Origin of the sequence: uncultured Fluviicola sp. (genome assembly GCF_902168135.1) — a bacterium.
Lineage (GTDB): Bacteria > Bacteroidota > Bacteroidia > Flavobacteriales_D > Crocinitomicaceae > Fluviicola.
Genome location: NZ_CABHOL010000015.1, coordinates 1 through 21,618 on the forward strand (window position 1 = coordinate 1; position 21,618 = coordinate 21,618).

At 41.9% G+C, this 21,618-nt stretch carries 18 protein-coding genes; 9 read left to right on the forward strand and 9 right to left on the reverse strand.

The annotated features are described in order from the left end of the window. Positions 1-369, reverse strand: a 369-nt coding sequence (locus tag QZT69_RS03085; protein WP_294670411.1) for a DUF1345 domain-containing protein, incomplete at its 3' end; no start/stop codon positions are given. Between the two features lie 87 nt (positions 370-456). On the opposite strand from QZT69_RS03085, the gene QZT69_RS03090 reads away from it, so the two are divergent. Then, a complete protein-coding gene (locus QZT69_RS03090) occupies positions 457-1,128 on the forward strand; it encodes an OmpA family protein (RefSeq protein ID WP_294670413.1) in 672 nt (223 codons plus the stop codon). Between the two features lie 115 nt (positions 1,129-1,243). On the opposite strand, the gene QZT69_RS03095 is transcribed toward QZT69_RS03090, so the two are convergent. Further along, the gene (locus tag QZT69_RS03095; RefSeq protein ID WP_294670415.1) at positions 1,244-2,617 is read right to left on the reverse strand and encodes a di-heme oxidoredictase family protein; all 1,374 of its coding nucleotides are present in this window, start codon (positions 2,615-2,617) and stop codon (positions 1,244-1,246) included. Next, positions 2,617-3,795 (reverse strand): imelysin family protein, encoded by a 1,179-nt coding sequence (locus tag QZT69_RS03100; protein ID WP_294670416.1) that lies wholly within the window; start codon positions 3,793-3,795, stop codon positions 2,617-2,619. Before QZT69_RS03100 ends, QZT69_RS03095 begins: the two co-directional genes overlap by 1 nt. Positions 3,796-3,981: 186 nt before the next feature. On the opposite strand from QZT69_RS03100, the gene QZT69_RS03105 reads away from it, so the two are divergent. The 5 genes from QZT69_RS03105 to QZT69_RS03125 all read left to right on the forward strand — a co-directional run bounded on the left by QZT69_RS03105 (position 3,982) and on the right by QZT69_RS03125 (position 8,032). Further along, entirely contained in the window at positions 3,982-4,770 is a 789-nt protein-coding gene (locus QZT69_RS03105) for a DUF3108 domain-containing protein (protein WP_294670418.1), read from the forward strand. Positions 4,771-4,902: 132 nt separating this feature from the next. Further along, a complete protein-coding gene (locus tag QZT69_RS03110) occupies positions 4,903-5,853 on the forward strand; it encodes a tryptophan 2,3-dioxygenase family protein (protein WP_294670421.1) in 951 nt (316 codons plus the stop codon). Between the two features lie 87 nt (positions 5,854-5,940). Next, entirely contained in the window at positions 5,941-6,786 is an 846-nt protein-coding gene (locus QZT69_RS03115) for a hypothetical protein (RefSeq protein ID WP_294670422.1), read from the forward strand. Beyond that, positions 6,783-7,439, forward strand: coding sequence for a hexitol phosphatase HxpB (hxpB, locus tag QZT69_RS03120; protein ID WP_294670424.1), 657 nt, complete (start codon positions 6,783-6,785; stop codon positions 7,437-7,439). Before QZT69_RS03115 ends, hxpB begins: the two co-directional genes overlap by 4 nt. Before the next feature lie 11 nt (positions 7,440-7,450). Continuing rightward, positions 7,451-8,032, forward strand: a complete 582-nt coding sequence (locus tag QZT69_RS03125) for a DUF3109 family protein (protein ID WP_294671354.1) — start codon at positions 7,451-7,453, stop codon at positions 8,030-8,032. Between the two features lie 98 nt (positions 8,033-8,130). Here the strand turns inward: QZT69_RS03125 and QZT69_RS03130 are convergent, their stop codons facing one another. The 3 genes from QZT69_RS03130 to QZT69_RS03140 form a co-directional block, all read right to left on the reverse strand. After that, the gene (locus tag QZT69_RS03130; protein WP_294670425.1) at positions 8,131-8,835 is read right to left on the reverse strand and encodes a hypothetical protein; all 705 of its coding nucleotides are present in this window, start codon (positions 8,833-8,835) and stop codon (positions 8,131-8,133) included. Positions 8,836-8,920: 85 nt separating this feature from the next. Then, entirely contained in the window at positions 8,921-11,770 is a 2,850-nt protein-coding gene (locus QZT69_RS03135; protein WP_294670426.1) for a PD-(D/E)XK nuclease family protein, read from the reverse strand. A 29-nt stretch (positions 11,771-11,799) separates the two neighbouring features. Continuing rightward, complete coding sequence (locus tag QZT69_RS03140) at positions 11,800-13,824, reverse strand: glycosyltransferase family 39 protein (RefSeq protein ID WP_294670427.1); 2,025 nt, start codon at positions 13,822-13,824, stop codon at positions 11,800-11,802. Between the two features lie 189 nt (positions 13,825-14,013). On the opposite strand from QZT69_RS03140, the gene QZT69_RS03145 reads away from it, so the two are divergent. The 3 genes from QZT69_RS03145 (at position 14,014) to QZT69_RS03155 (ending at position 19,429) form a co-directional block, all read left to right on the forward strand. Then, complete coding sequence (locus QZT69_RS03145; RefSeq protein ID WP_294670428.1) at positions 14,014-15,618, forward strand: hypothetical protein; 1,605 nt, start codon at positions 14,014-14,016, stop codon at positions 15,616-15,618. Positions 15,619-15,693: 75 nt separating this feature from the next. After that, on the forward strand, positions 15,694-19,077 hold the full coding sequence (locus QZT69_RS03150; RefSeq protein WP_294670430.1) for a DEAD/DEAH box helicase: 3,384 nt from the start codon (positions 15,694-15,696) through the stop codon (positions 19,075-19,077). A 112-nt stretch (positions 19,078-19,189) separates the two neighbouring features. After that, a complete protein-coding gene (locus QZT69_RS03155; protein WP_294670432.1) occupies positions 19,190-19,429 on the forward strand; it encodes a hypothetical protein in 240 nt (79 codons plus the stop codon). On the opposite strand, the gene nadD is transcribed toward QZT69_RS03155, so the two are convergent. Genes nadD through QZT69_RS03170 form a run of 3 tightly spaced genes read right to left on the reverse strand, consistent with a single transcriptional unit; the run spans position 19,426 to position 21,489 of the window. Beyond that, positions 19,426-20,040 (reverse strand): nicotinate (nicotinamide) nucleotide adenylyltransferase, encoded by a 615-nt coding sequence (nadD, locus tag QZT69_RS03160; protein WP_294670433.1) that lies wholly within the window; start codon positions 20,038-20,040, stop codon positions 19,426-19,428. The genes QZT69_RS03155 and nadD overlap by 4 nt on opposite strands. Next, positions 20,037-20,621, reverse strand: a complete 585-nt coding sequence (gene gmk / locus QZT69_RS03165) for a guanylate kinase (RefSeq protein WP_294670434.1) — start codon at positions 20,619-20,621, stop codon at positions 20,037-20,039. The genes nadD and gmk overlap by 4 nt, the downstream gene beginning before the upstream one ends. Position 20,622: 1 nt before the next feature. Continuing rightward, positions 20,623-21,489: a YicC/YloC family endoribonuclease gene (locus QZT69_RS03170; RefSeq protein ID WP_294670436.1), complete on the reverse strand. Its 867-nt coding sequence runs from the start codon at positions 21,487-21,489 to the stop codon at positions 20,623-20,625. Between the last annotated feature and the right edge of the window lie 129 nt (positions 21,490-21,618).

Below are 21,618 nucleotides of genomic sequence, written 5' to 3' on the forward strand. Positions count from 1 at the left end.
ATGCAGTACCATCCAGGCCAAAGTGACGGTAGCTATGAAAAAAACCTCGTGGATCGCACTGTGCTTACTGAAATGGATGTTGTTATCGCTGTTCCAAAAAATGATGGCGATCAAAGCCGTAGAACAAGTTATTACCAAAACAATGAATTGCATCCAAACACCCAAATCCTCTTCTTTTGCCCGCAGTCCAATCGATTTGGAAGGAATCCGGATCATGGTAATGATACTTTCCGATAAATACAATCCGCCAAATGTCAACCAGGAGAAAATGATACTTTCCTGGGTTGACCACTTCAAATAGTAGAAAATAGCACCCACCAAAAAAGCGATTAAAAAGATGAGCAAAATCTTGAAGCGGACAAATTTCATAACTGAACTGTTGACGATCCTAAATTAATCTTTTTACCGGATTTGTTACTTTTCCCCAATCCCGACATTGAGAAGAAAAACAATGTTATGAAACTGATCTATTCTTTGTGCCTTGTGCTCTTATCTTTTGCTATTCACGCGCAAACGGTGAAGGCTCCTGTTAAAGTAATCGTTAAAGGATTTAACGGCAAACCTTATGCAAACGATAAAGTCCTTTTCGCGGGGCAAAAATCCAAACAAGTGCTTTCAGGTGTTACCAATCAACTGGGCCAATTTGTCATACAACTACCAAGTGGCGACATTTACGATATTCGCATACAAAGTATCGGTGATGAGATTGAGTATAACACCATAGAAATACCAGCTGTGAAACCAGGTGAGTTTTTTGAAGAAGCTGAATTGGTAATTGAATATGATCCCGGAACTACTTTTTCATTCACAAACCTCCAATTCGAAACAGCGAAAGCAGATCTGAAAGCCACAAGCTACGTGCACCTCAAAAACCTGGTGGATGTCATGAAGCGCAAAAAGGACCTTAAAATCAGGATTGACGGACATACCGACAGTGATGGGGACGAAAGCGCCAATCAAATCCTGTCCCAAAAAAGAGCAGAATCCGTGAAGAATTACCTCATCAGCCAGGGAATAGATGCAGGACGGATAGCTGCAAAAGGATTTGGAGAAAGCAAACCTGTTGCAGATAATGCAACACCACAGGGTAAGGCGAAGAACCGGAGAACAGAAATTTCCATTTTGTAAGAGATGCCTTCGACTCCGCTCAGGCAACTTTTAAACACAGTCAAAAATCAAAAGGAACTTCGACTCCGCTGCGCCTTTGCTGTAGCTTCTGCGTAAGCATTCAGTTTCCTTTTGTTTACAATGATTGCAAGTACTTTATGAGGTATTGTCGCTGTTTGGCAGGAAGTTTTTTGTAATTCTCCTTGCTCTTTTCAGCCTCTCCTCCGTGCCATAAAATAGCTTCTTCTATGGATCTTGCTCTTCCGTCATGCAGCAAATAAGTATGCCCGTTCACTAACGAGATCAGACCTAATCCCCAAAGCGGCTGAGTCCTCCATTCGTAGCCTGAAGCCAAATGGTCCGGAACATTATCGGCCAAACCAGGTCCCATGTCGTGAAGCAGCAAGTCTGTATAAGGAGTTATTTTTTGGTTTTTCAAAGGAGCGATATCGCCGCCGAAACCGGTTGTGTAATTCATTTTATGGCAAGAAATACATCCAAGCGATTTAAAATATTGAGCCCCGAATTTTACTTCACCATTCGTTACATTCCGTCGCTTGGGAACGGCCAAACTTCTCGCATAAAGAATTACTGCCTCTAAGTCGTTGTCCTCGATTTCAGGTGTTCCGCCGTTCGCCAATCCTGCACACGAAGGCTGATTTACCGTATAATTTTCATTAGGGAAATAGCTGCTCGTAATCCCAATATCTCCGTTAAATGCACCTGCCACCTGGTGGGTAATGCTTCCTACATTTGCTTTCCACCCGAAACGACCTATAATCGGCATTCCGGAAACAATATCCGTTACATAATTCGCAGTTCCGGAAATACCATCACCATTTGCATCATTTGGATCTGCGTTTGCCAGGATATCTGCTTCGGAAATCAGTTCCAAAAGCCCCAAACCGATCATCTGCTGTCCTACCCGCGGTGAAACCCCGGTTGTTCCCTGCATAGTTCCGTAACTTTGACCCGCAACCGTGTAAATCGGTTTTCTCAAGGAATAACTTGTTCCGTCTGCGAAATAACCGGCTTCTTCCACGTAGGTAATTCCCATACTTCCTTCAGGAGTTACGGCATTGTGTGAAAAATCCTGCAATTGTCCGCCATAGATAGCATCCGGGGAATTGTCAAAGTTTGCTCCCAATCTGAAAAGCAACCCCGAATTAGTCTGTGGCGCACCTCTCCCGTCTCTGAAGTGGCAAGCCGAACAGGATCTTGCATTGAATAAGGGTCCCAATCCATCTCTTGCTGTTGTAGAAGAAGGCGCCTGGACCCAGCTTTGATTAAAAAAAGAATTTCCTACGTAGAACATGAGTGACTGAGCCGAAGTCAATCCATTGATCTGGTATGAGAAGGCATAAGATGTCTGATCTCCGGTGCTGCAATCTCCAGCCAGATCTACCAATGCTGAATCGTCGCTATAGGCAGAAACAACAGTGGTTTCTTCCTTCTTACAGGAAAAAACCACGATTGATAAAACGATTACCAGCAGGAATAACTGTCTCATTAAAATGTTATATCGAATACTGCAGCTGCAGCATCTAAATCTACTTGTTCCTGTTGCAATGAAGTCACCACATCCAATACTTTAGGGCGCTCAGCAGGTAAAACGATCGCCTGGTCAAACGGATGATACATGACAGCAACGTATCCCATTGTAGCTGCAAAACGAGCAGTTACAGTTGTGTTTTTTGCAGCATCGATCGTACCAACCAAATCCTCCAAAGCGTATCCGTTTACGTTATTCCCGAACGGAGAAGAGTAGTTTCCTTTGTACAAATTCTCAACTGCCAGAGCATTCAGGTAAATATCTCTGTGTGTGTTGTCTGAGAAACAAGAATGCTCATCTTCCTGGTTTTCATTTTCGTAAGCAACATAGATACGCTCACCGGCCAATTCATCTCCGGCAAGTACACGCATAGAATTGAACATTTTACGCAACGCCGTTTTATTATCCAACTCCTGGAAAGTATGGTAATAGCTGCCCGGAATTGCAGGGTCCCATGCATCCTTCACCTGGCCCAGTGCGGAAACCAATAAGTCAACTACAACCTTCAGATAAGTTGCACGACGGTCTTCATTATCAGCAGTTGATCCGCCAATCACGAAATCCTCATACGATCTTTGTCCTGCAGTAACTGAACTTAAGTCTTGCCCCCATAATAGGAATTCAATGGCGTGATATCCGCAGGAAATCTTTGTTTCCCCACCAAATTCATTTGCCTGAACGATAGTAGCTGCGTTAATCGTAGGGTAATTGACAACGTCATTGATGATTCCGGCATTTGGTTCACCAACTACATAATCCACGTAATTTTCATCCATAGGCCAGGCATTGATCAAACCTTCAGGGCCGTCATTGGTATTGTCAATCGGTCCGTCAACAAATCGGAAAATTTCAGATAAACCGTAAATTTCGCGTGCATCCAGCCAGGCTTGTTTTGCAGCATCCAGGTTTGCCTGGGACGGGTTGTCTGCAAAAGTATGACATGCAGTCTGTAATGTTACCGTAGAAGTATAGGAATCCGAGTACACGGCAAAGGCCATATCTGCATACGTTTTCTTTATTTCCGTTTTTTGCTGAGCGTATTGGTCAGTGGACGTATCGTCATCTTTTTTATCTTTCTTACATGCAGTAAAAGCTACTGAAGCAAGCACTAATATACCGATTGCGGTCTTTTTCATGGTGTTAATTTGGGTACAAAAGTAAGCGGGAGGTACTTTTCACTCAATACCAGATTTCAGGTATTTTCATTGTTTCTAAAAAATTGTATCTTTTTACTGGAAATCAATTATTTCTAAATAAACATGAAACCCAATTTTTGGCATTTAGTTTGTTATCACTTTTTCCAACAATTAGAAAATTAAGTTATGAAAACACGTTTGATCATCTCCGCAGCAGTTATCTTCATAGTCGGCTTAACCTGTAGTATGCAGGAAATCGCACTGCCAACTGTTTCAAACAATTCATTTCAAACAGGAGAAAAACTGCGTTACCGCATTACCTATGGTTTTATCGATGCAGGTGAAGCTGTTCTTGAAGTAAAGGAAACCAGCAAGAAAGGAAACAGAACCCGAGACCTATATCATATAAAGGGTACGGGAAAAACACTCGGTGGATTCAATGCCGTTTACAAGGTAAACGATGTTTACGAAAGCTACATTGACAAAAAGGGAATTTTCCCATGGCAGTTTGTCCGCCGCGTTGAAGAAGGCGGATATAAGCTTTCCCAGGATTATGCATTCAAACAGGACAAGCAAAAAGTACATAACGGTCAGAAGGATTTTTCCACTCCATCCGGAATCCAGGACATGATCTCTTCTTTCTATTATGCACGAACCCTGAACTTCAAATCTGCAAAAGTCGGAGATACTTTCGAGTTCAAATGCTTTATGGACGATGAGATCTGGCCCTTAAAGGTAAAATACCTGGGGGATGAAAAGATTTCGATTCGAAAAGGAAAATTCAACTGTATGAAATTTGCTCCGGTTGTTCAAACAGGTCGTGTATTCAAAAAGCAGGATGACCTAAGTTTTTGGGTGACAAAGGATGAAAACCGCATTCCAATCCTTGTGAAAGCGAAAATTCCGGTTGGATCTATCAAACTACACTTGGTTGAATGGTCGGGTCTTAAGCATGATTTAGTAAAAGCGAAATAGTAAACCGTTTTACCTGGCTAAAACTTTAGTATACGGAGTTGCCGAAAGCATTAAATGTTCAAATATTCACGTTTTTGTTCATGATTAATACAGCTCTTTCTCCTATCTTTGCTTTCTAAAGCTGAATAAAACATGGAATTAACTCCTGAAATCTTAGAAAGAATTACTCTTCTTAAAGCGAAATATGACGCGCAAGGTCAGGATTTGGTAACATATCTGGATAGTTTATTGTATTCAAGAATGCCAAATTATTGGGACTACATTCAGGTAGATACTTTATTGTCTTTGCAGAAGACATATACTGACTTTCCGGATGAAGTGGTTTTTTTGATGTATCACCAGGTAACTGAATTATACTTCAAATTATGCCTGCATGAATTTCAGCAAATTTCAGATCGTAAGAATTTAGACGCTCCTTTCTTCGTGGAACATGTTCAGCGGATCAACCGTTATTTTGAAGCTTTAACAAAGAGTTTTGAGATCATGGTTGACGGAATGCAGCGGGAACAATTCCTGAAGTTCAGATTGGCACTGGCACCTGCTTCAGGGTTCCAATCCGCTCAATACCGCAAAATTGAAATTCATTCTACGGATTTCCTCCAATTGGTCCACAAAGACCATCGTGAAAAATATACCGGTAAAGAACCGATTGCAGAGCTTTTTGAAAACATATACTGGAAAGAAGGAGCAACAGATATTGACACAGGTAAGAAGACTTTGACATTGACTCAGTTTGAAGACCGTTACCGCGAAGAATTTATTCAAATGGGTGAGAATCTGCGCAACGATAACCTGTGGCAGTGTTATTTACGCTTACCAGCAGAAGATCAGGAACTACCGGAAGTTGTCCATGTCCTGAAACAAAATGACGTAAACGTGAACATCAATTGGCCTTTGGTACATTATAAATCAGCTGTACGTTATTTACAGAAAGATAAAGGTGATATTGCTGCAACAGGTGGAACAAACTGGCAAAAATACCTTCCTCCGCGTTTCCAGAAACGCATTTTCTACCCGCAACTGTGGTCTGAAACGGAAACTGCTGAGTGGGGAAAATCCTGGGTGGAAGCAGTATTGAACTAACAAAACACTTTTTATAACAACAATTATTGAAACATGTAGGGGCGCGATTAATCGTGCCCCTACATGTTTTCTTCGTACTTTTGCACTATGCAAAAAGCGCTTCTTTTGTTTATTCCCTTGTTCCTTCTTGCTGCAACGGTTCAAAAAACAAACCGCCTGCCGAAGGATTTGAAGGAAATTTCCGGATGGGTTTTTGTCGATGACAGCACTTTGATAGCTCACAACGACGGTGGAAATGATCCCAAAATTTTCGTGTTGAACCTGGACGGAAGCATTCGCCATAAAATAACGGTAACTAATGCTGAGAATACGGACTGGGAAGATATTGCAACCGATCACAAAGGATATTTGTACCTGGGAGATTTTGGGAATAACAATAACACCCGGACTAATCTTCGGATTCTGAAAGTGAGTTTGAAAAAAGTACTCGACAACCAGGATGTAGAAGCTAAATACATTGACTTTTCCTATCCCGAACAAACCGATTTTCCTCCGAAATTGTCTGAAAAATACTTTGACTGTGAGGCTATGAGTTACTACAATGATTCGCTGTACCTGTTTACCAAATGCCGTACAGAACCTTTTGACGGAAGATGTTATGTTTATACCCTTCCAACCAAACCAGGAGCTTACAAAGCCAAAAAGAAATACTACATGGTTATTGGAAAGCGTGATTGGTTCCGGGATGCTGCAACTTCAGCAGCTATTTGGAAGGATAAACTCTACTTGTTGACTTATAACCGTATTATCATCCATACCTTTGAAAACGGAAGGGCAAAATACGAATCTCACCAGACATTGCTTCCAATCACCCAGAAAGAAGCTATTGCCGTCCATTCGAACGGGAAAGTTTACGTGGCAGACGAACGGCAGAAAATAGTGGGAGGCGGAAACATGTACATCATCAAACAGGAAACAAAAAAGAAAAAATGAATCTTAGCAATTTTGACGGAGTAATCTATGATATGGATGGGGTCTTAACGGACTCCGAACCCTTGTGGAAAATTGCTATGGAAGATGTTTTCAAAAGTGTCGGTTGTCCGCTTACCAAAGAAGATTTTCAACGAACGGTTGGGCTTCGTATCGATGAAGTGACCGCGTATTGGTACCAGGTTTCTCCCTGGCCGGATGCAAGTCCGAAGGATGTAGAACGTGCAATCGTTCAACGCATGATTGAATTATTGACTGAACGTGCAACTCCGCTGCCGGGGGTGATAGAATCACTGGAATTCTTCGCTTCAAGGGGGTTGAAGATCGGTTTGGCGACTTCCTCTTACCAGGTTTTGATTGATTGTATTCTGGACACATTGAAAATCCGGCATTTTTTCCAGACCATCCATTCTGCGGAATTCGAATTGTTTGGAAAACCTCATCCTGCAGTATACTTAACGGCAGCAAAAGGCCTCGGTTTAGACCCAAGACGCTGTCTGGTAATCGAGGATTCTTTAAATGGAATTATTTCCGGGAAAGCCGCGCGAATGACCGTGTTTTGCGTCCCTGAAAAAACGCATCATCCCGAACCAAAACTAATCCTTGCAGATGCACAATTTGATAATTTAATTGACCTGATCCATTCCTTTCAGTAACTTGTACTATGATCGTAGCAATAGATGATAAATTGATTTCCACGGAAGTATTCGACCGTAAATTTGTATGTGACCTGAATGCCTGCAAAGGTGCCTGCTGTGTAGAAGGTGACGGTGGTGCTCCACTTACATTTGAGGAAGTAGACATCATGGAAGAGATCCTGGATGACGTAATTCCGTTTATGCGGCCGGAAGGCATTGAAGCCGTGAAAAAATCCGGTGTTTTTTATATAGACCCGTGGAACGAACCGGCTTCTACCCTGGTAGACGGAAAAGAGTGCGCTTTCGTTTATTTTGACGAGCAGGGAATCACGAAATGTGCAATCGAACAAGCTTATTTATTGGGTAAAACAACCTGGAAGAAACCAATTTCCTGCCATTTGTACCCGATACGGGTCAAAAAACTGAGTGAAGGTGTAGCCTTGAATTACGAAGAATGGAACATTTGCAAACCTGCCTGTGCCTGCGGGGAAAAACTGGATGTTCCGGTATACAAATTCTTGCGTGAACCGCTTATCCGGGCATTTGGAGAGGAATTCTATGCTGATCTGGAAGGAATAGACAAGACTTTGAGAGAAGAAGGTCGGGGTTAATTTCGGCACAGCTCTTTTATTAACCGCAAATGAAAGAACGCAAAGAAACATGTAAAATAAAACTTTGCGTACCCTGCGGCCTTTGCGGTGAAATTTAGTTACACACTCCAGCTTTCGTCCAGGATCCATTTCCGGATCATTTCTTTGGTCAGAATGCGGCCAACAACCCGGTAGGCAGATTTAGCAAAAGGATTATCACCATCCAGTTCTTCGGTTTGCACTCCGACTTCCGGGTCGTAATAGCTAGCGTGCGTAAAAGTGACTTTCTTTCCCGATTTGTATACGAAACCCACATGGCTGTCAAGGCCTGCAACAAATAATCCATCCGGCTGGTCCATGAAATAACCTTTCATGTATTCAGGTGTTTTGCCGCTGAAACGCTTTACCTCGGAAGTCATTCTTGTAATGTAATATTCGGAAGCCTGCTGAGCCCATTTGACTCGCGGAATTTTAAACCCGGCATCCAAAAGTACCGTTGTGATGAAATAACCGCAAGCGATTTTTCCTATCCGAGGAGTCCGTGTTGTTCCATTGAAATCCCACTCCGTGCCGTACCACTGATCAAAGAAATCATGCGTGATTTTTTTCAAAAGATAGCTTTGGGCTTTTTCCTCGATTGTATTTTGAGTTGCTTCATCGGCATTTGCATATTCTTTTTGAAAAGCTAAACGCTGGCTTTCTACTTCAGCAATCAAATCTTCGTATGGAGGTAATTTTAAATTTCCCCTTAGTTTCGATTTGTCCTGGAAACAACCGAAAAATAAAAAGCACAAAACAAAAAGTGATATGAATCTTAGCTGCATGGTTTTAGTTTAAACAAGTAACTTCAGGATCTTCTAATGGTTACAGGAAAACGAAGATACAATGACTTTTTATACTCGAAAACAATCAGTTACAATAAGCACAAAACTTCGAATCTTTATTGTGCTCAAACGGAACACTCTGGTCCAGCATATCTGAAATGGTTTGTTTGAGGAACCCTTCCAGGAATTGCGGGATGTCTTCCTTGCGAATATCATCGGGAAGTTTCAGAAAGTGTGGGCTTTCTTTGATTGAACGGAAAGAGAAAATACCTGCCTGGTCGGTCAGAATTCCGGTTTCCTTGTAATAAAGGTAGCAGTAAATCAATAACTGCAATACGTGTTTCTGCAGGGAATTCCCCTTGCGTCGATTGGTGAGGATCGCTTCTTCGTAACTCTCCTGGTTCGCTGTTTTCTTCAATTCTACTTTGTCCTGGCTCACACTTCCCGATTTGTAATCAATGATCCGGTGCACACCGTCAAACTGGTCTATCCGATCACAAATCCCTGAAAGGCGCACTTCGATGTGTTTGGTCAGATCAGAATCGGGGGTAATCGGAATCAAGGTTTCCAATCGTCTTTCCAACCCAAGTATAAACAAGGCTTTCTGCGGATTTTCTTTCAGAATGGTGCGGTCTCTGCGAAGTACGTTTTGAACCATTTCTTTTGCCACTTCGAAATTAATATGATTGGTTCCCGTCTGCCAGGAATTGCGGTCTTCGGAAAAATGCAGCTCGAAACTTTTACTCACCAAAAGCGGCACTTCTTTCTCCATGTTCAGCAAGTCTTCTTCGGTGACTACTTTACCTGAAATCCTTCTTCCATTTTCATCAAAGCGGTCGATAAACGGCGAAAATAATGTTTCCAGCACATAGTGAATGATTGTTCCCAGCGTACTGCTTTCAATATCTTCTTCCACCTTGTTCTCTTCCCCGAAACGCAATACGTAGCGGTAATAGAAATCCAGCGGACAGCTCATGAATTTATCCAGCATCGAGAAACTGATCCCACCATTCAGTACGTCATAGATGCGGTTTACGACTTCATCTGTTTTCTCAATGGTTGTTGTTCCGACTTTTTCTTTGTTTCCGGCTGTATAAAAGGATTTTTGGATCTTCACATTCGGATTGATCTGGGCCAATTCCAATTCAATCTGCTGAATGTACCTGCTGGGCTCACTGGAACCAACCGATTCAGAAGCACTCGAATAAGTTATCAGCATTTCCTCTGCATGGTGCAGTAGGCGGTAAAAGTGATGTGCAAAAAGTCCTTGTTTTTCACGCGGAGTAGGCAGCCCGAAATACTTCCGTAAATCCATCGGGATAATGGTGTTGATGGCGTTTTGAGGAGGCATGGAACCTTCATTCAGACCAAAAACAAAGATCCGTTTGAAATCCAACCCGCGCGTTTCCAAAAGCCCCATGATCTGCAGCCCCTCGAGCGGATTTCCAAAGTAAGCGATCGTTTCATTGCTCCAATTTCCATTGAACAGGTTCCGGAAAGATGAAATGCTCATCAAAGGAGATTGGGCAGTCATGATATTCTGGAGTACGATCGTAGCATGAGAAAATCGGCGCACAATAGCGCGCTCCAGTTCATTCTTTTCCTCCAGCCAAAGGTCCAGTTTCTCGTTTAAGAGCTGAATGACCTGAATTCCTCTCAGCCAATCATTTTTCCAGGGTTCAAAGATCAGTTGATTCAATTCCGACAAACGTTCGCTCAAATCCAATTTTTTACGATCCAGGAAATGCCAGTTGTGATTGATGATACGGGATTCGATATCCTGTATTTCCTTCTTTTCTTCAGCTGAAAGTACACCCAAAATAAAAGGATGGTGGGCAAACTGGATAAAATCGCGGTAATAAATACTGGAATTCCCTCTTCTCAAAAATGATTCCTGAAGCCTGAATATGAGATCAACCCACGAACGCAGGGAAGTTTGTCTTAAAGGCAGTCCAACAGTAATATTCGCATGACCGATCTCTGCCGGAAGGTGTTTCAAAATAGAGCTCAACAAACTTTCATCAGCCAAAAGGACCAGTGTTTCATCCAGCTGTCTGGAATTCAATTTCTTCAATTCACTTCCTACAACCTGAGCCTGGGAGGTAAACTGCGGACATTCGACCACCCGGATATTCATTTCTTTCGTACCGAGGTGATTTTCGATAAATGGCAGCGATTTCAATTCAAGCCTTTTACACAAATCGCGCTGAAATTGCCCGGCCTCATGAATGGTGTCATTGAAATAAAAAGCATCCGAATCCATCAGGATCGAAGCTCTGCCCATAATCGAAAGCTGCTTCATGATCGAAATTTCCGATTCTGAAAGGGCATTGAACCCTGCAAAAACGAATTGAGCATCTTTATCACTTGCAAAAGCCAGATCGATATTGTTTGCCAGGTAACGGTATGCTTTTCCCTTCGTGGTAAGGGATTTTGCCTTCAATTGTTCTTCGAGTGCAAAATAATAGGGTTTCAGCTTGTCCCAGAAAGCCATAAACTGGATCTGGCCTTTAGACAGTTCTTCCGAATTAAATGACCAATTCTCAATTTCCCGGATATCCCTCAGGTTTTTGAATAATTGATCAGCCGGGACCAAATAGCGGTCTATTTCATCAAAATCGCTCAGCAATATTTGCCCCCATGCCATAAAAGAATCGAAGGAATCCACATTAATTTCAACGGGATCTTTCCTGAAAATCGCATACAATTCAAACAGCAAGCTGGTTTTATCAAGTACGGGAATCGGGTTGATATCCTGGATCCAGCGATCAATCGTAACAATCCTGGGTGATAGAATGGGTTTTTGATAGTATTCGTAAAAAGCGCGCTGCAGGTAAGCAATCATACGCTCAGAAGGAACAACGATGCATGCATTCTGAAAATTCAGTGCATGTTCATCCATGTAACGCACGATTCTATTTACAAATGTTTCCATATTCATTCCACCGATCAGGCGGTAAAGGTCTAGTTCCTGTAAAAGGTAAATTCCAGATCATCCAGCAACACCACATTTTTATTGGGATTGTGAATGTAAAAACTCAATTTTTCATCGGCCGATGAGCGTTTCGGAAGGAAAAGTATGAATTCTTTTTTAGTCCACTCATTTGCTGCAGATCCCGGGTTCAACTCAACTGTTTGGTAGTAATTCAGATCATTTCCAATGGAATACGCAACAATAATTGCTGTTGGATTATCCTTTTTTCGCAGGAATTTTCCTTTTATTTTCAATACTCTTCCCTTCGTATCCGGTCCTACATCCTTTGTAAAATCCTGTGCAAAACCATACGCTTCATTTTCCCCTACAAGGCCAATTCCATTTTTACCATCAGCAGGATCTTTTTCATACAGGATCCCGGGTTGCGAATCGTTTTTCTTTTCGAAATCCGTCCGGATCGTTTTATACGCTTTTTTCACACCCATAAATTCCATCAGGGATTGCGGGATAGTGTCTGTTTTTCGCTTACATAAGATCAGATTCTCATTCACAGCAATTGATTCCACTTTTTTAAGGATCTCCGGATAAATGGCATACACCTCATCCATGAAATACGGCTTTTGGAATACCACATAATCCCATTTCCAGTTTAATCCCCGATCAATATCATCGGGCTCGTGGCCCACAACTGCAAGTCCCACACGATTCATTCGGACAAACGGAATGTTTGGCCCGTAGGCATGAATCACCAGGATCGTATCTTCTCTTGCAACTCCTGATTTGGTCAAAAACTCATCTGAACCTTCAAAATGAATCACCGACCCGGTGAAATGATCATTGGCTGTAAAAATTCTGCGTTGTTTTTGGAAATCGGAGGTTTCCCGGAAGGAAACAATCCCGAAATAGATTACGAACAACGCCATGACTGTTTCCCCGAAATACCACTGAGGTTTTGGAAGAACGGCCAGGCAAAGTGCCACAAAAAATACGATTGGCAGATAGAAAGTATCCAGGAAATAATAATCATGTGCGAAGAATTGCTTGGCCATGGCAAACCAGAATAAAATCACCCCGATAAACCAGAGCAAACAAATAATCCACCATCCGTTGAACACTTTATACGTGTTTCGCTCCCTGATGAGAAAGGCTATCAAAACCAGCACGGCTAATAAGAAAAGCAGGAAATAATGCTTCATTGAAAGGTAAGCCAGCACCATCGCCTCCCACATGTGGTCAAGAATGGTTTTCAGCTCTTCCTTGTTTTCAGCCGGTAAAAGCTGACTTAAGAAATCTGATCCGTATTTTGCACGCAACGTGCTGTTGTAATACTGCGCAGCCGCAATGATCAATGCAGAAAGCCCAACTCCCAAAATATTCGGCCAAAACCGGGTCTTTTTTTGAAAAACCCGAATGAGTTCGAAGCCAAGAACCGCCAAATAAGGAATAACAAAGGTAAAACGTGCAAGTGCTGCAAAAGTGAAAAAGAACAACGCCCACCGAAACCATTTTTTCCCGCTGCCCTCAAAATACAAAGCATAACAATAGATCGCTATGATCGTATTGGCAATACTTGGGATTGTCGGTAGAAATCCACCCTGGTAAAAGGTATAGATGGGAGAGGTCATTGCGAATATGACCACCAAAGCTGCTTTTATTTTGGACCCGCAGATTTTCTCAGACAAGAGGTACAAAAAGAAAAATCCTATAATGCTGTAAATCAAAATATAAGCATGGAAAACCCATGGTTCATTCGTTCCGAAAGCTTTCATAAATACTCCCGGAACATAATCGTGGATCGGGAATTCTACCGCTGTAATTGTTGAATAACTGGGATCGGACCAATTTTTGGGGAACTGGTGGTTGAGAATGTAATTCTGGGGTTTGAAAAAATTGAGGTCATTTCGGACAAAACCGTTTGCAAGTGCCAACCGGTCATTTTGAGCCCAGGTATGGGTATAAGCTGGTACTTCATTCAGGTGCCTGAACTGAAAGACCAGCGTTATGAATGTGATCAGTAAAAACGCAATACTGTTTGTTATTCGCCTCTTTTTCAAAATCTCCAAAATACGTTAGAATAATCAATAGATACAAATATCAAACTATTATTGATAATAGCATCCAAAAATAAAAGAGCTTTCCGGAAATCAAGAAAACCATGGCTAAGAAGTCCTGAAACGGGTTATTTTAAACTGCCCGTCAATCGGGTAACATTCTGGGTTATTTTTGTAAACCAAACATACTGAATGAATCACTTTTTAAACAGGTTATCCAAATACGAGAAAGTGTTCTTTTTCTCGATTGTTTTACTGAATCTTATACCGGTTCTAACCCATCATTTTTTTCCAACTCTGGACGGGCCTGCTCATTTATACAATGCCAATCTGATAAATCATTTGCTTTTTTCGGATTCTAATCTTGATTCTTTTTTTCAGTTTAATTCCGAACCGGTTCCAAATTGGACAGGACATATTCTACTCTGTTTCTTCAACTGGTTCCTACCAGGATACCTGGCCGAAAAAATGCTGCTTATTATTTATTTTATCGGATTGCCGTATGCTTTCCGAAACCTCATTAAAGCGATAAACCCCGGGCAAACCGGTTTGAGTTACCTGATTTTTCCTTTTACCTACAGCCATCTTTTTGCTTTAGGATTTTACAATTTTTCGTTTGGTTTGATTGGATTGCTCTTAATCCTCTCCTATTGGGTCAAAAACCATGAGACAATTGCACGTTCTGCAAAAAAAATCGCAATCCTGGGTTTTCTATTGCTTTTAACCTATTTTTCGCATCTGGTCATGTTCAGTGTGGCGTTACTTGCAATCAGCTGTTATACAATGATGACTTTTCTGAAACAATTTCTTGAAACCGGGAAATTCAAGGATGCTTTTATCAAGCATTTTAGAAAAGCGCTCGCTTTGTTAATCAGTTCCTTGATACCGTTGGTTTTAATGGTTCTTTATTTTGCTAACAGACCTCTTTCAGGAAACCGTCTTTTTCTGCCGAAACAAGAATTAATAAAATGGTTAAATTATTTAAATCCCATCATTTGCTATAACGAAGAAGTTGAAAGGGTGTTTACCCGAAAAATTGTAATCATCCTGTGTGCGCTCATTATCGGAGGAATTATTATTCGTATCAGAAATCGAAAATCAGCAGTTGGAAATTACAAGGCGGAAGGTATTCTTTCCTTGAAAGATACTTGGCTACTGGTAGCAGGGATTATGCTGTTTTTATTATTTACAATGCCCGATGCCAATGCAATGGCGAGCATCATTTCCATGCGATTTGGTTTGCTCTTTTTCCTGTTCCTGAGTATCTGGATAGCAAGCATTAAACACCCGAAATGGTTTATTTTTGTTTGTTCCGCACTTTTGCTGATCGCTCATTTCAAAAGAGTCCGTTTTCTCGATGAGACCACTGAAATCCACAGTAAAATCGCCGTTAACTGCAATAAAGCGGGAAGTTTTATCAAACCTAACAGCATTGTCCTTCCCATAGACCTGTCCCACTTTTGGTTTGAGTCGCACTTTTCCAACTACCTCGGGATTGACAAACCGATGGTCATATTGGAAAATTATGAAGCTACGATGAATTACTTCCCCCTATTTTGGGACACTAAAAAACTGCCCGATTTCCAGGTGGGAGGAATATCTGTCTCAGAAAATCCATTATTTGGTTCATCTCCTGCCAACCCGGAAAATGAAAAAAGGGAAGTTGATTACATCTTCCTATTAGGAAATTGGGACAGCACAAATACCACCCATATTCAAACACAACAAATGATCGAAAGTCATTTTATTCCAAAATACAAGAACGAAAACTGCACATTGTATCAACGCAGAAAATGATCTGATTGAAACAGAAAATCGAAATATTAGCAGTTCATTTTCTCAAAACCAAGTCCTTTTAACTACCTTCACTATATGGTTGAAACAGATCATTCTCTTGAGGACGAAGAAGCATTCATCTTTCGCGATTCCGACTTTGCCGAACTCAATTATGGTACACTTCTGAAATTTGCGGAAGCATCTGCCATTCAGGTCCTGAACTTTAGCGGCAATTCCGTGCAGGCTGTTGAGCTTTCTGTTAACAAAGGTATCTTTCTATGCAATTACGGATTTCGTGCAGAACACGAAGTAATCCTGACCCAGGAAAACCGGAACGTTGTTCTTGCCTGCAGCTGCGGCGGGAATGGCAAAAAACTCTGCGACCACCAGGCAATTGTGCTTTACCGGGTGATGGAATTGAGCGATTTTCGAGCTTTCTTCGATGAATCAGACCGAAAAAAACGCATTTCTGAGGCAGCGCTTTCCTATGGAATTACGGATGAAGAAAAATGGAATGAACTGTTCCGGATCTCTTATGAAAACAGGCAGCTAAAAGTAACTTCCAGGAATCCGGAACTGATCCGCTTAACTCCGGATAAGCTGGACGAATTGAACCGGAAACTTGCACCGGTCTCTTTTTCACCGGAAAAATTACATGCACCCTTGCCAAATCGCTATATTGCCTTTCGTGCTCATGCGAATGAAAACCATTTCGAATTTGAGATCAATGAAAGTGCCCTGACCCAAACCGGGAAAATCAAATCGCCGATCCGCATTTTGAACCCACTGGAATTAGCATTACAGGAAACCAAACCTGAAATGATCCAGGCTTACACCGCTTTGGGTATGTTAAGCACAAAACACCATTTGTACCGGAACCTGGTAAATGATGAAGAAGCATTCCTGAAAGTGGTCAAATCGATCGGGATTGCCAAACCACTTTTTGAAGAGTTTCAGGTAATTGAAGTTTGGGACGCAAAACCTCCGAAAGATGCGGATCTTACCATCCACATTCACGATAAACCCATGCAGGTGCACCTGGATGTCAATCAAAACGAGGAGTTCTTCGAAATAACAGGCTTCATTGAGGTTGACAATCACAAAATTGGTTTTGATCAGGTAAAAATGAAAAGCGAATTGTTCATACGCCGCGGACAGGATTTGTACCTGATCAAGAACTGGAATTACCTGCGGACACTGAGCTATTTTCGGAAGAATCATCACAAGCTGATCATTCATCAATCACAGTTTGATGCCTTCCAGGCACGTTTTTTAGTTCCGCTTGAAAACGTCATAAGCATCAATTATTCGTATGTAAAAAAGGCCACACGTGCTATTATCAAACAAACCCAACTGGCAGCCGTCCGGGCGAAACGCATTTACCTCACAGACAGCGAAAATTACATCCACATCACTCCGATCATTGAATACGGCCAGGTAGAAATTCCGATCCTTTCCAAACGTAAATTATTGACAATAGATCAAACCGGGAATTCATTTGAAATTCCGCGGGACGAAGAACTGGAAATTAGTTTCCTGGGCCAGATTATCCGTTTGCACAAAGATTTCGAATACCAGCTTGGCGGCGATTTTTTCTACTTGCACAAAAGCCAGTTTTTGGAGAACGACTGGTTTCTGAATGCATTTGAATCCTGGAACGAAGCCGAATTGGAAATTCACGGTTTCCAGGAATTAACGAAACTAAAACTGGTTCCGAAGAGCATGAAAGTTTCGGTTCAGATCATCAGCGGAATTGATTGGTTCGAAACGAAGGCGCATATCAAAGTTGGAGATAATCGGGTGCGTTTGAAAGAAATACAGCGCAGCATTATTCAAAAATCACGCTATGTGAAACTGGGCGATGGTCAGCTGGCACTACTTCCACAGCAATGGCTGGAGCGATTCTCCGCTTTTTTTCAGGAAGGAGAATTGGCAGATGATGTTATCCGGATTCCGAAAACTTCTTATCAATTTATCGATGAGTGGTTCGAAGCAGAAGAGATCGACACCGATGTTCGCATGCAAATAGAAGACCTGAAAGAAAAGATCACACATTTCGAACGCATTCCTGAAATTGAGCTCCCGAAAGAATTCCAAACGGAATTACGACACTACCAGCGGGAAGGATATCATTGGCTGCATTTTTTAAACGATTTTGGTTTCGGGGGTATTCTCGCCGACGATATGGGGCTTGGAAAAACCATCCAGGTTTTAGCCTATCTTTCCAAAAAGCATGAAGTACAAAAAGGAGTTCATTTGATTGTTGTTCCAACTTCTTTGGTTTTCAACTGGAAGGATGAAATCGCAAAATTCACTCCACATTTACGGGTTCTGGACCTACATGGAACCAAGCGGATCAAATCCGTTCAACATTTTGAGAAATTCGACATTCTGCTAAGTACTTACGGAACGCTTTTGTCGGACATTCGCTATCTGAAAGATTTTGTATTCGACACCATTATCCTGGATGAAGGTCAGGCCATTAAAAACCCGGATTCCAAACGTTATAAAACTGTCCGTTTGCTGCAGTCCAAACAGCGCTTCGTACTCACCGGAACCCCGATCGAGAACAACACATTAGACATCTATTCGATCCTGTCGTTCTGCAACCCGGGAATGTTCGGTTCACTGAAGCAATTCAAAGACCACTTTGCTTTTCCGATCGACAAATTCCAGGACAGCCAGCGCGCGAAAGAATTGCAAAAACGCATTCACCCCTTCCTTTTGAGGCGTACCAAGAAACAAGTCGCTACAGAACTTCCGGAAAAGACCGAGATGGTTGTTTATTGTGAAATGGACCATGAACAGCGGCGTGTTTATGACGTTTACAAAACAGAATTGAAGGAATACCTGATGAGCGAACCGGATTTCACGGATGGTCAGCACAGCATGCATGTATTAGCCGGATTGACCAAATTGCGCCAGATCTGCAATTCTCCGGCATTGATCAATGAAAACGGAGTTTCTTATGGAGATCAGTCGGCCAAGATCCAGGAATTACTGGAACAGATAGAAGACAAAAAGAAGCACCATAAAATCCTTGTGTTTTCTCAGTTTGTAGGAATGCTTGAGTTGATCGAAAAAGCATTGGAAGAGCGAGAAATACCGTATTCCAAATTAACGGGTCAGACCAGAAAACGCAGGGAGGTCGTGACCGCTTTCCAGGAAAACGAGCACATCCGTGTTTTCCTGATCAGTTTAAAAGCCGGCGGAATGGGATTGAATCTAACACAGGCAGATTACGTCTATCTCATCGATCCATGGTGGAATCCAGCGGTGGAAAACCAGGCAATAGACCGTGCTTACCGGATTGGACAAGACAAGAAAGTCGTTGCCGTTCGATTCATCACCCCCAATACGATCGAAGAGAAAATCCTGGAATTACAAAAACGCAAGCAGGAATTGGTCGGGGATCTGGTGCATACCGATGTAAGTACGTTGAAACAGCTGAGCAGGAAAGAATTGGTTGATTTGTTGTAATATAAGAGAATGAAAAGCAAAAACAGAATGAGGAAAGCTTTTCATCTTAGCAATATGTTAAATCCCCAACAACCAGGAACAGTTTATGCGTTTGTTTCGTAATTTTACACCCATGAAAAAACGCTTGTTTTTATTGGCAATTGCATTGATCGCGGTAGATTTTGCTTTCGGGCAGGGTTGTTCCCAATGCAAATTATTGGCGCAACAGGGAAGTGAATTGAATGAAAATTCATTTGGTTCTTCTATCAATACCGGGATTTTATTCCTGATCGCTATACCTTATTTAATCCTGATGTTTTTCTTCCGCAAGCAGATTGCACGCTTATTCAAAAGCAAAAAAGCAAAAGCTTAACGGTAAAAATTCATTTCGTCAATGTACTTGCGAACCGGGTCGGTCAGCAGGTAGCGTACATCTTTTCCTTCTTTAATTGCATGTCGCACAAAGCTCGATGATACTTTCATCACAGGCGCATCCTCACACATGATAATATTCGGATGATTCTTGAATCCGTTTTCCGGATGATGACCGATTTCCTGGACTTCCTCTTCCTCCTGCACGGTTAGAACACGCGGGTAAACATAGAACTTATAATTTGCCAGCAAGTGCTCGTGATTGTACCATTTGTGGAATGTTCTGAGATTGTCTTCTCCCATGATCAGGGAAAATTCGTGGGTTGGGTATTTCTCTTTCAGATGAGCAAGGGTTGTTGCCGTATAATTCGGTTGTGGCAATTTAAACTCAATATCCGAAGCTTTCAAATTCACATTATCCTGGATTGCCTCATTGACAATTGCCAGTCGGTGATAATCTGCAAGCAGCGATGACTTCAGCTTCAAGGGATTTTGCGGAGTAACCACTAGCCAAACCTGGTCGATATCGGTGTATTCCGCCATGAAATTCGCAATGACCAAATGTCCCACATGAATCGGATTAAACGTTCCGAAATACAGACCTACTCTCATGATTCCGAAATAAATTTGCGAACGATCTCTTCAGCCTCTTTGCAGGCTCTCCGTAAATCATCGTTTAAAAGGATGTAATCAAATTCGGGAGCTCTATCCAATTCAATTTGTGCTTTTGCCAGACGCATAGAGATTTTTTCCTCTGTTTCAGTGCTTCTGAATCTCAACCTGTTTTCCAGTTCTTCAAAAGAAGGCGGCTGTACGAAAATTGCCAGCGCATTTTCTCCCATGATCTTCTTCAGGTTCAATCCTCCCACAACGTCAACATCGAAAATGACGGTTTTTCCTTCTCCCCAGATCCGCTCCAGTTCCGAAGCCAATGTTCCATAGAAGTTATCCGTATAGACCTCTTCCCACTCAATGAATTCACCACCATCAATTTTCTGCTTGAATCCTTCGATGCCTAAAAAATAGTAGTGCTTTCCATGCTTTTCTTCGCCCCGCGGTTCGCGGCTGCATGCCGAAATTGAAAAAGACAATTCAGGTAATTCACCCAGTAAGTATTGAACAATGGTTGTTTTTCCGGCACCCGAAGGAGCTGAGAAAATGACACATTTACCACCACTCGAATCAAAGGCCATTTTACAGGGTATTTAGAACTTGTTCTTTGATTTTCTCCAGGTGATCTTTCATTTCAACCACCAATTTCTGCATTTCCACGTGGTAGGATTTGCTTCCCAGGGTATTGATCTCGCGACCGATTTCCTGCGTAATGAACCCCAATTTCTTTCCACATAACGGAATGTTCATCGTTTCCAAAAAGTAATTGAGGTGATTGGAAAGACGCATTTTTTCTTCCGAAACGTCCATCTTTTCAATGTAGAAAATGATTTCCTGTTCCAATCGGTTCAGGTCGATCGATATATTGGTAATCTTCTCCAATCCGGTTTTCATACGTTCTCGAACCGCCTCGATACGCGCTGCTTCATATTTCGGAACTTCGGAAAGCAATTCTTCAATACGACCAATGTTTCCTTCGAAATCCTTTCGCAGCTGATCACCTTCCTGCTTGCGGAATTCGTTCAAATGCTGACAAGCTTCCCGCACCAGACCTTGTACAAAAGTTGACTCTTCATCCGAAAGTGCTTCTTTGTCATTGGAGTAAATCTCAGGCATTCTTAATACCATTGAAAGGATATCATCTGCGGGTTCTCCCAATAACTCAGCCGTTTCCTTAATGTCTTTGTAATAAGCCTGTGCCAAATCACGATTGATAGCGTAATTCTTAGTCTCACCGGAATTCTCCAGGGAAATGGATAATTCCACTTTACCTCTGTCTAATAATTCAGCAACTATCGAACGATTTTCCAACTCAATCTCACGGTACAAAGGAATTGCACGCATATTCAGATCTAAGCTTTTACTGTTTAAGGAACGGATCTCCACAACGATTTTCTTCCCTTGGAAGGAACCACTTGCTTTTCCGTAGCCGGTCATTGATAATACCATTTGCTTCAGTTTGGGCAAAAGTAAGGAAATATTGTCGAGAAGGCGTCATTTTAACCACATAGGTCACATAGAAACATAGGGAAGATAGTACTTGATGGATTTCCCCTGAACAGATTGCTGGTAAATAAT

Coding starts and splice junctions, on each gene's coding strand:
- QZT69_RS03090 (WP_294670413.1), top strand. CDS start 457: ATGAAACTGATCTATTCTTTGTGCCTTGTGCTCTTATCTTTTGCTATT.
- QZT69_RS03095 (WP_294670415.1), bottom strand. CDS start 2,617: ATGAGACAGTTATTCCTGCTGGTAATCGTTTTATCAATCGTGGTTTTT.
- QZT69_RS03100 (WP_294670416.1), bottom strand. CDS start 3,795: ATGAAAAAGACCGCAATCGGTATATTAGTGCTTGCTTCAGTAGCTTTT.
- QZT69_RS03105 (WP_294670418.1), top strand. CDS start 3,982: ATGAAAACACGTTTGATCATCTCCGCAGCAGTTATCTTCATAGTCGGC.
- QZT69_RS03110 (WP_294670421.1), top strand. CDS start 4,903: ATGGAATTAACTCCTGAAATCTTAGAAAGAATTACTCTTCTTAAAGCG.
- QZT69_RS03115 (WP_294670422.1), top strand. CDS start 5,941: ATGCAAAAAGCGCTTCTTTTGTTTATTCCCTTGTTCCTTCTTGCTGCA.
- hxpB (WP_294670424.1), top strand. CDS start 6,783: ATGAATCTTAGCAATTTTGACGGAGTAATCTATGATATGGATGGGGTC.
- QZT69_RS03130 (WP_294670425.1), bottom strand. CDS start 8,835: ATGCAGCTAAGATTCATATCACTTTTTGTTTTGTGCTTTTTATTTTTC.
- QZT69_RS03135 (WP_294670426.1), bottom strand. CDS start 11,770: ATGGAAACATTTGTAAATAGAATCGTGCGTTACATGGATGAACATGCA.
- QZT69_RS03145 (WP_294670428.1), top strand. CDS start 14,014: ATGAATCACTTTTTAAACAGGTTATCCAAATACGAGAAAGTGTTCTTT.
- QZT69_RS03150 (WP_294670430.1), top strand. CDS start 15,694: ATGGTTGAAACAGATCATTCTCTTGAGGACGAAGAAGCATTCATCTTT.
- QZT69_RS03155 (WP_294670432.1), top strand. CDS start 19,190: ATGAAAAAACGCTTGTTTTTATTGGCAATTGCATTGATCGCGGTAGAT.
- nadD (WP_294670433.1), bottom strand. CDS start 20,040: ATGAGAGTAGGTCTGTATTTCGGAACGTTTAATCCGATTCATGTGGGA.
- gmk (WP_294670434.1), bottom strand. CDS start 20,621: ATGGCCTTTGATTCGAGTGGTGGTAAATGTGTCATTTTCTCAGCTCCT.
- QZT69_RS03170 (WP_294670436.1), bottom strand. CDS start 21,489: ATGGTATTATCAATGACCGGCTACGGAAAAGCAAGTGGTTCCTTCCAA.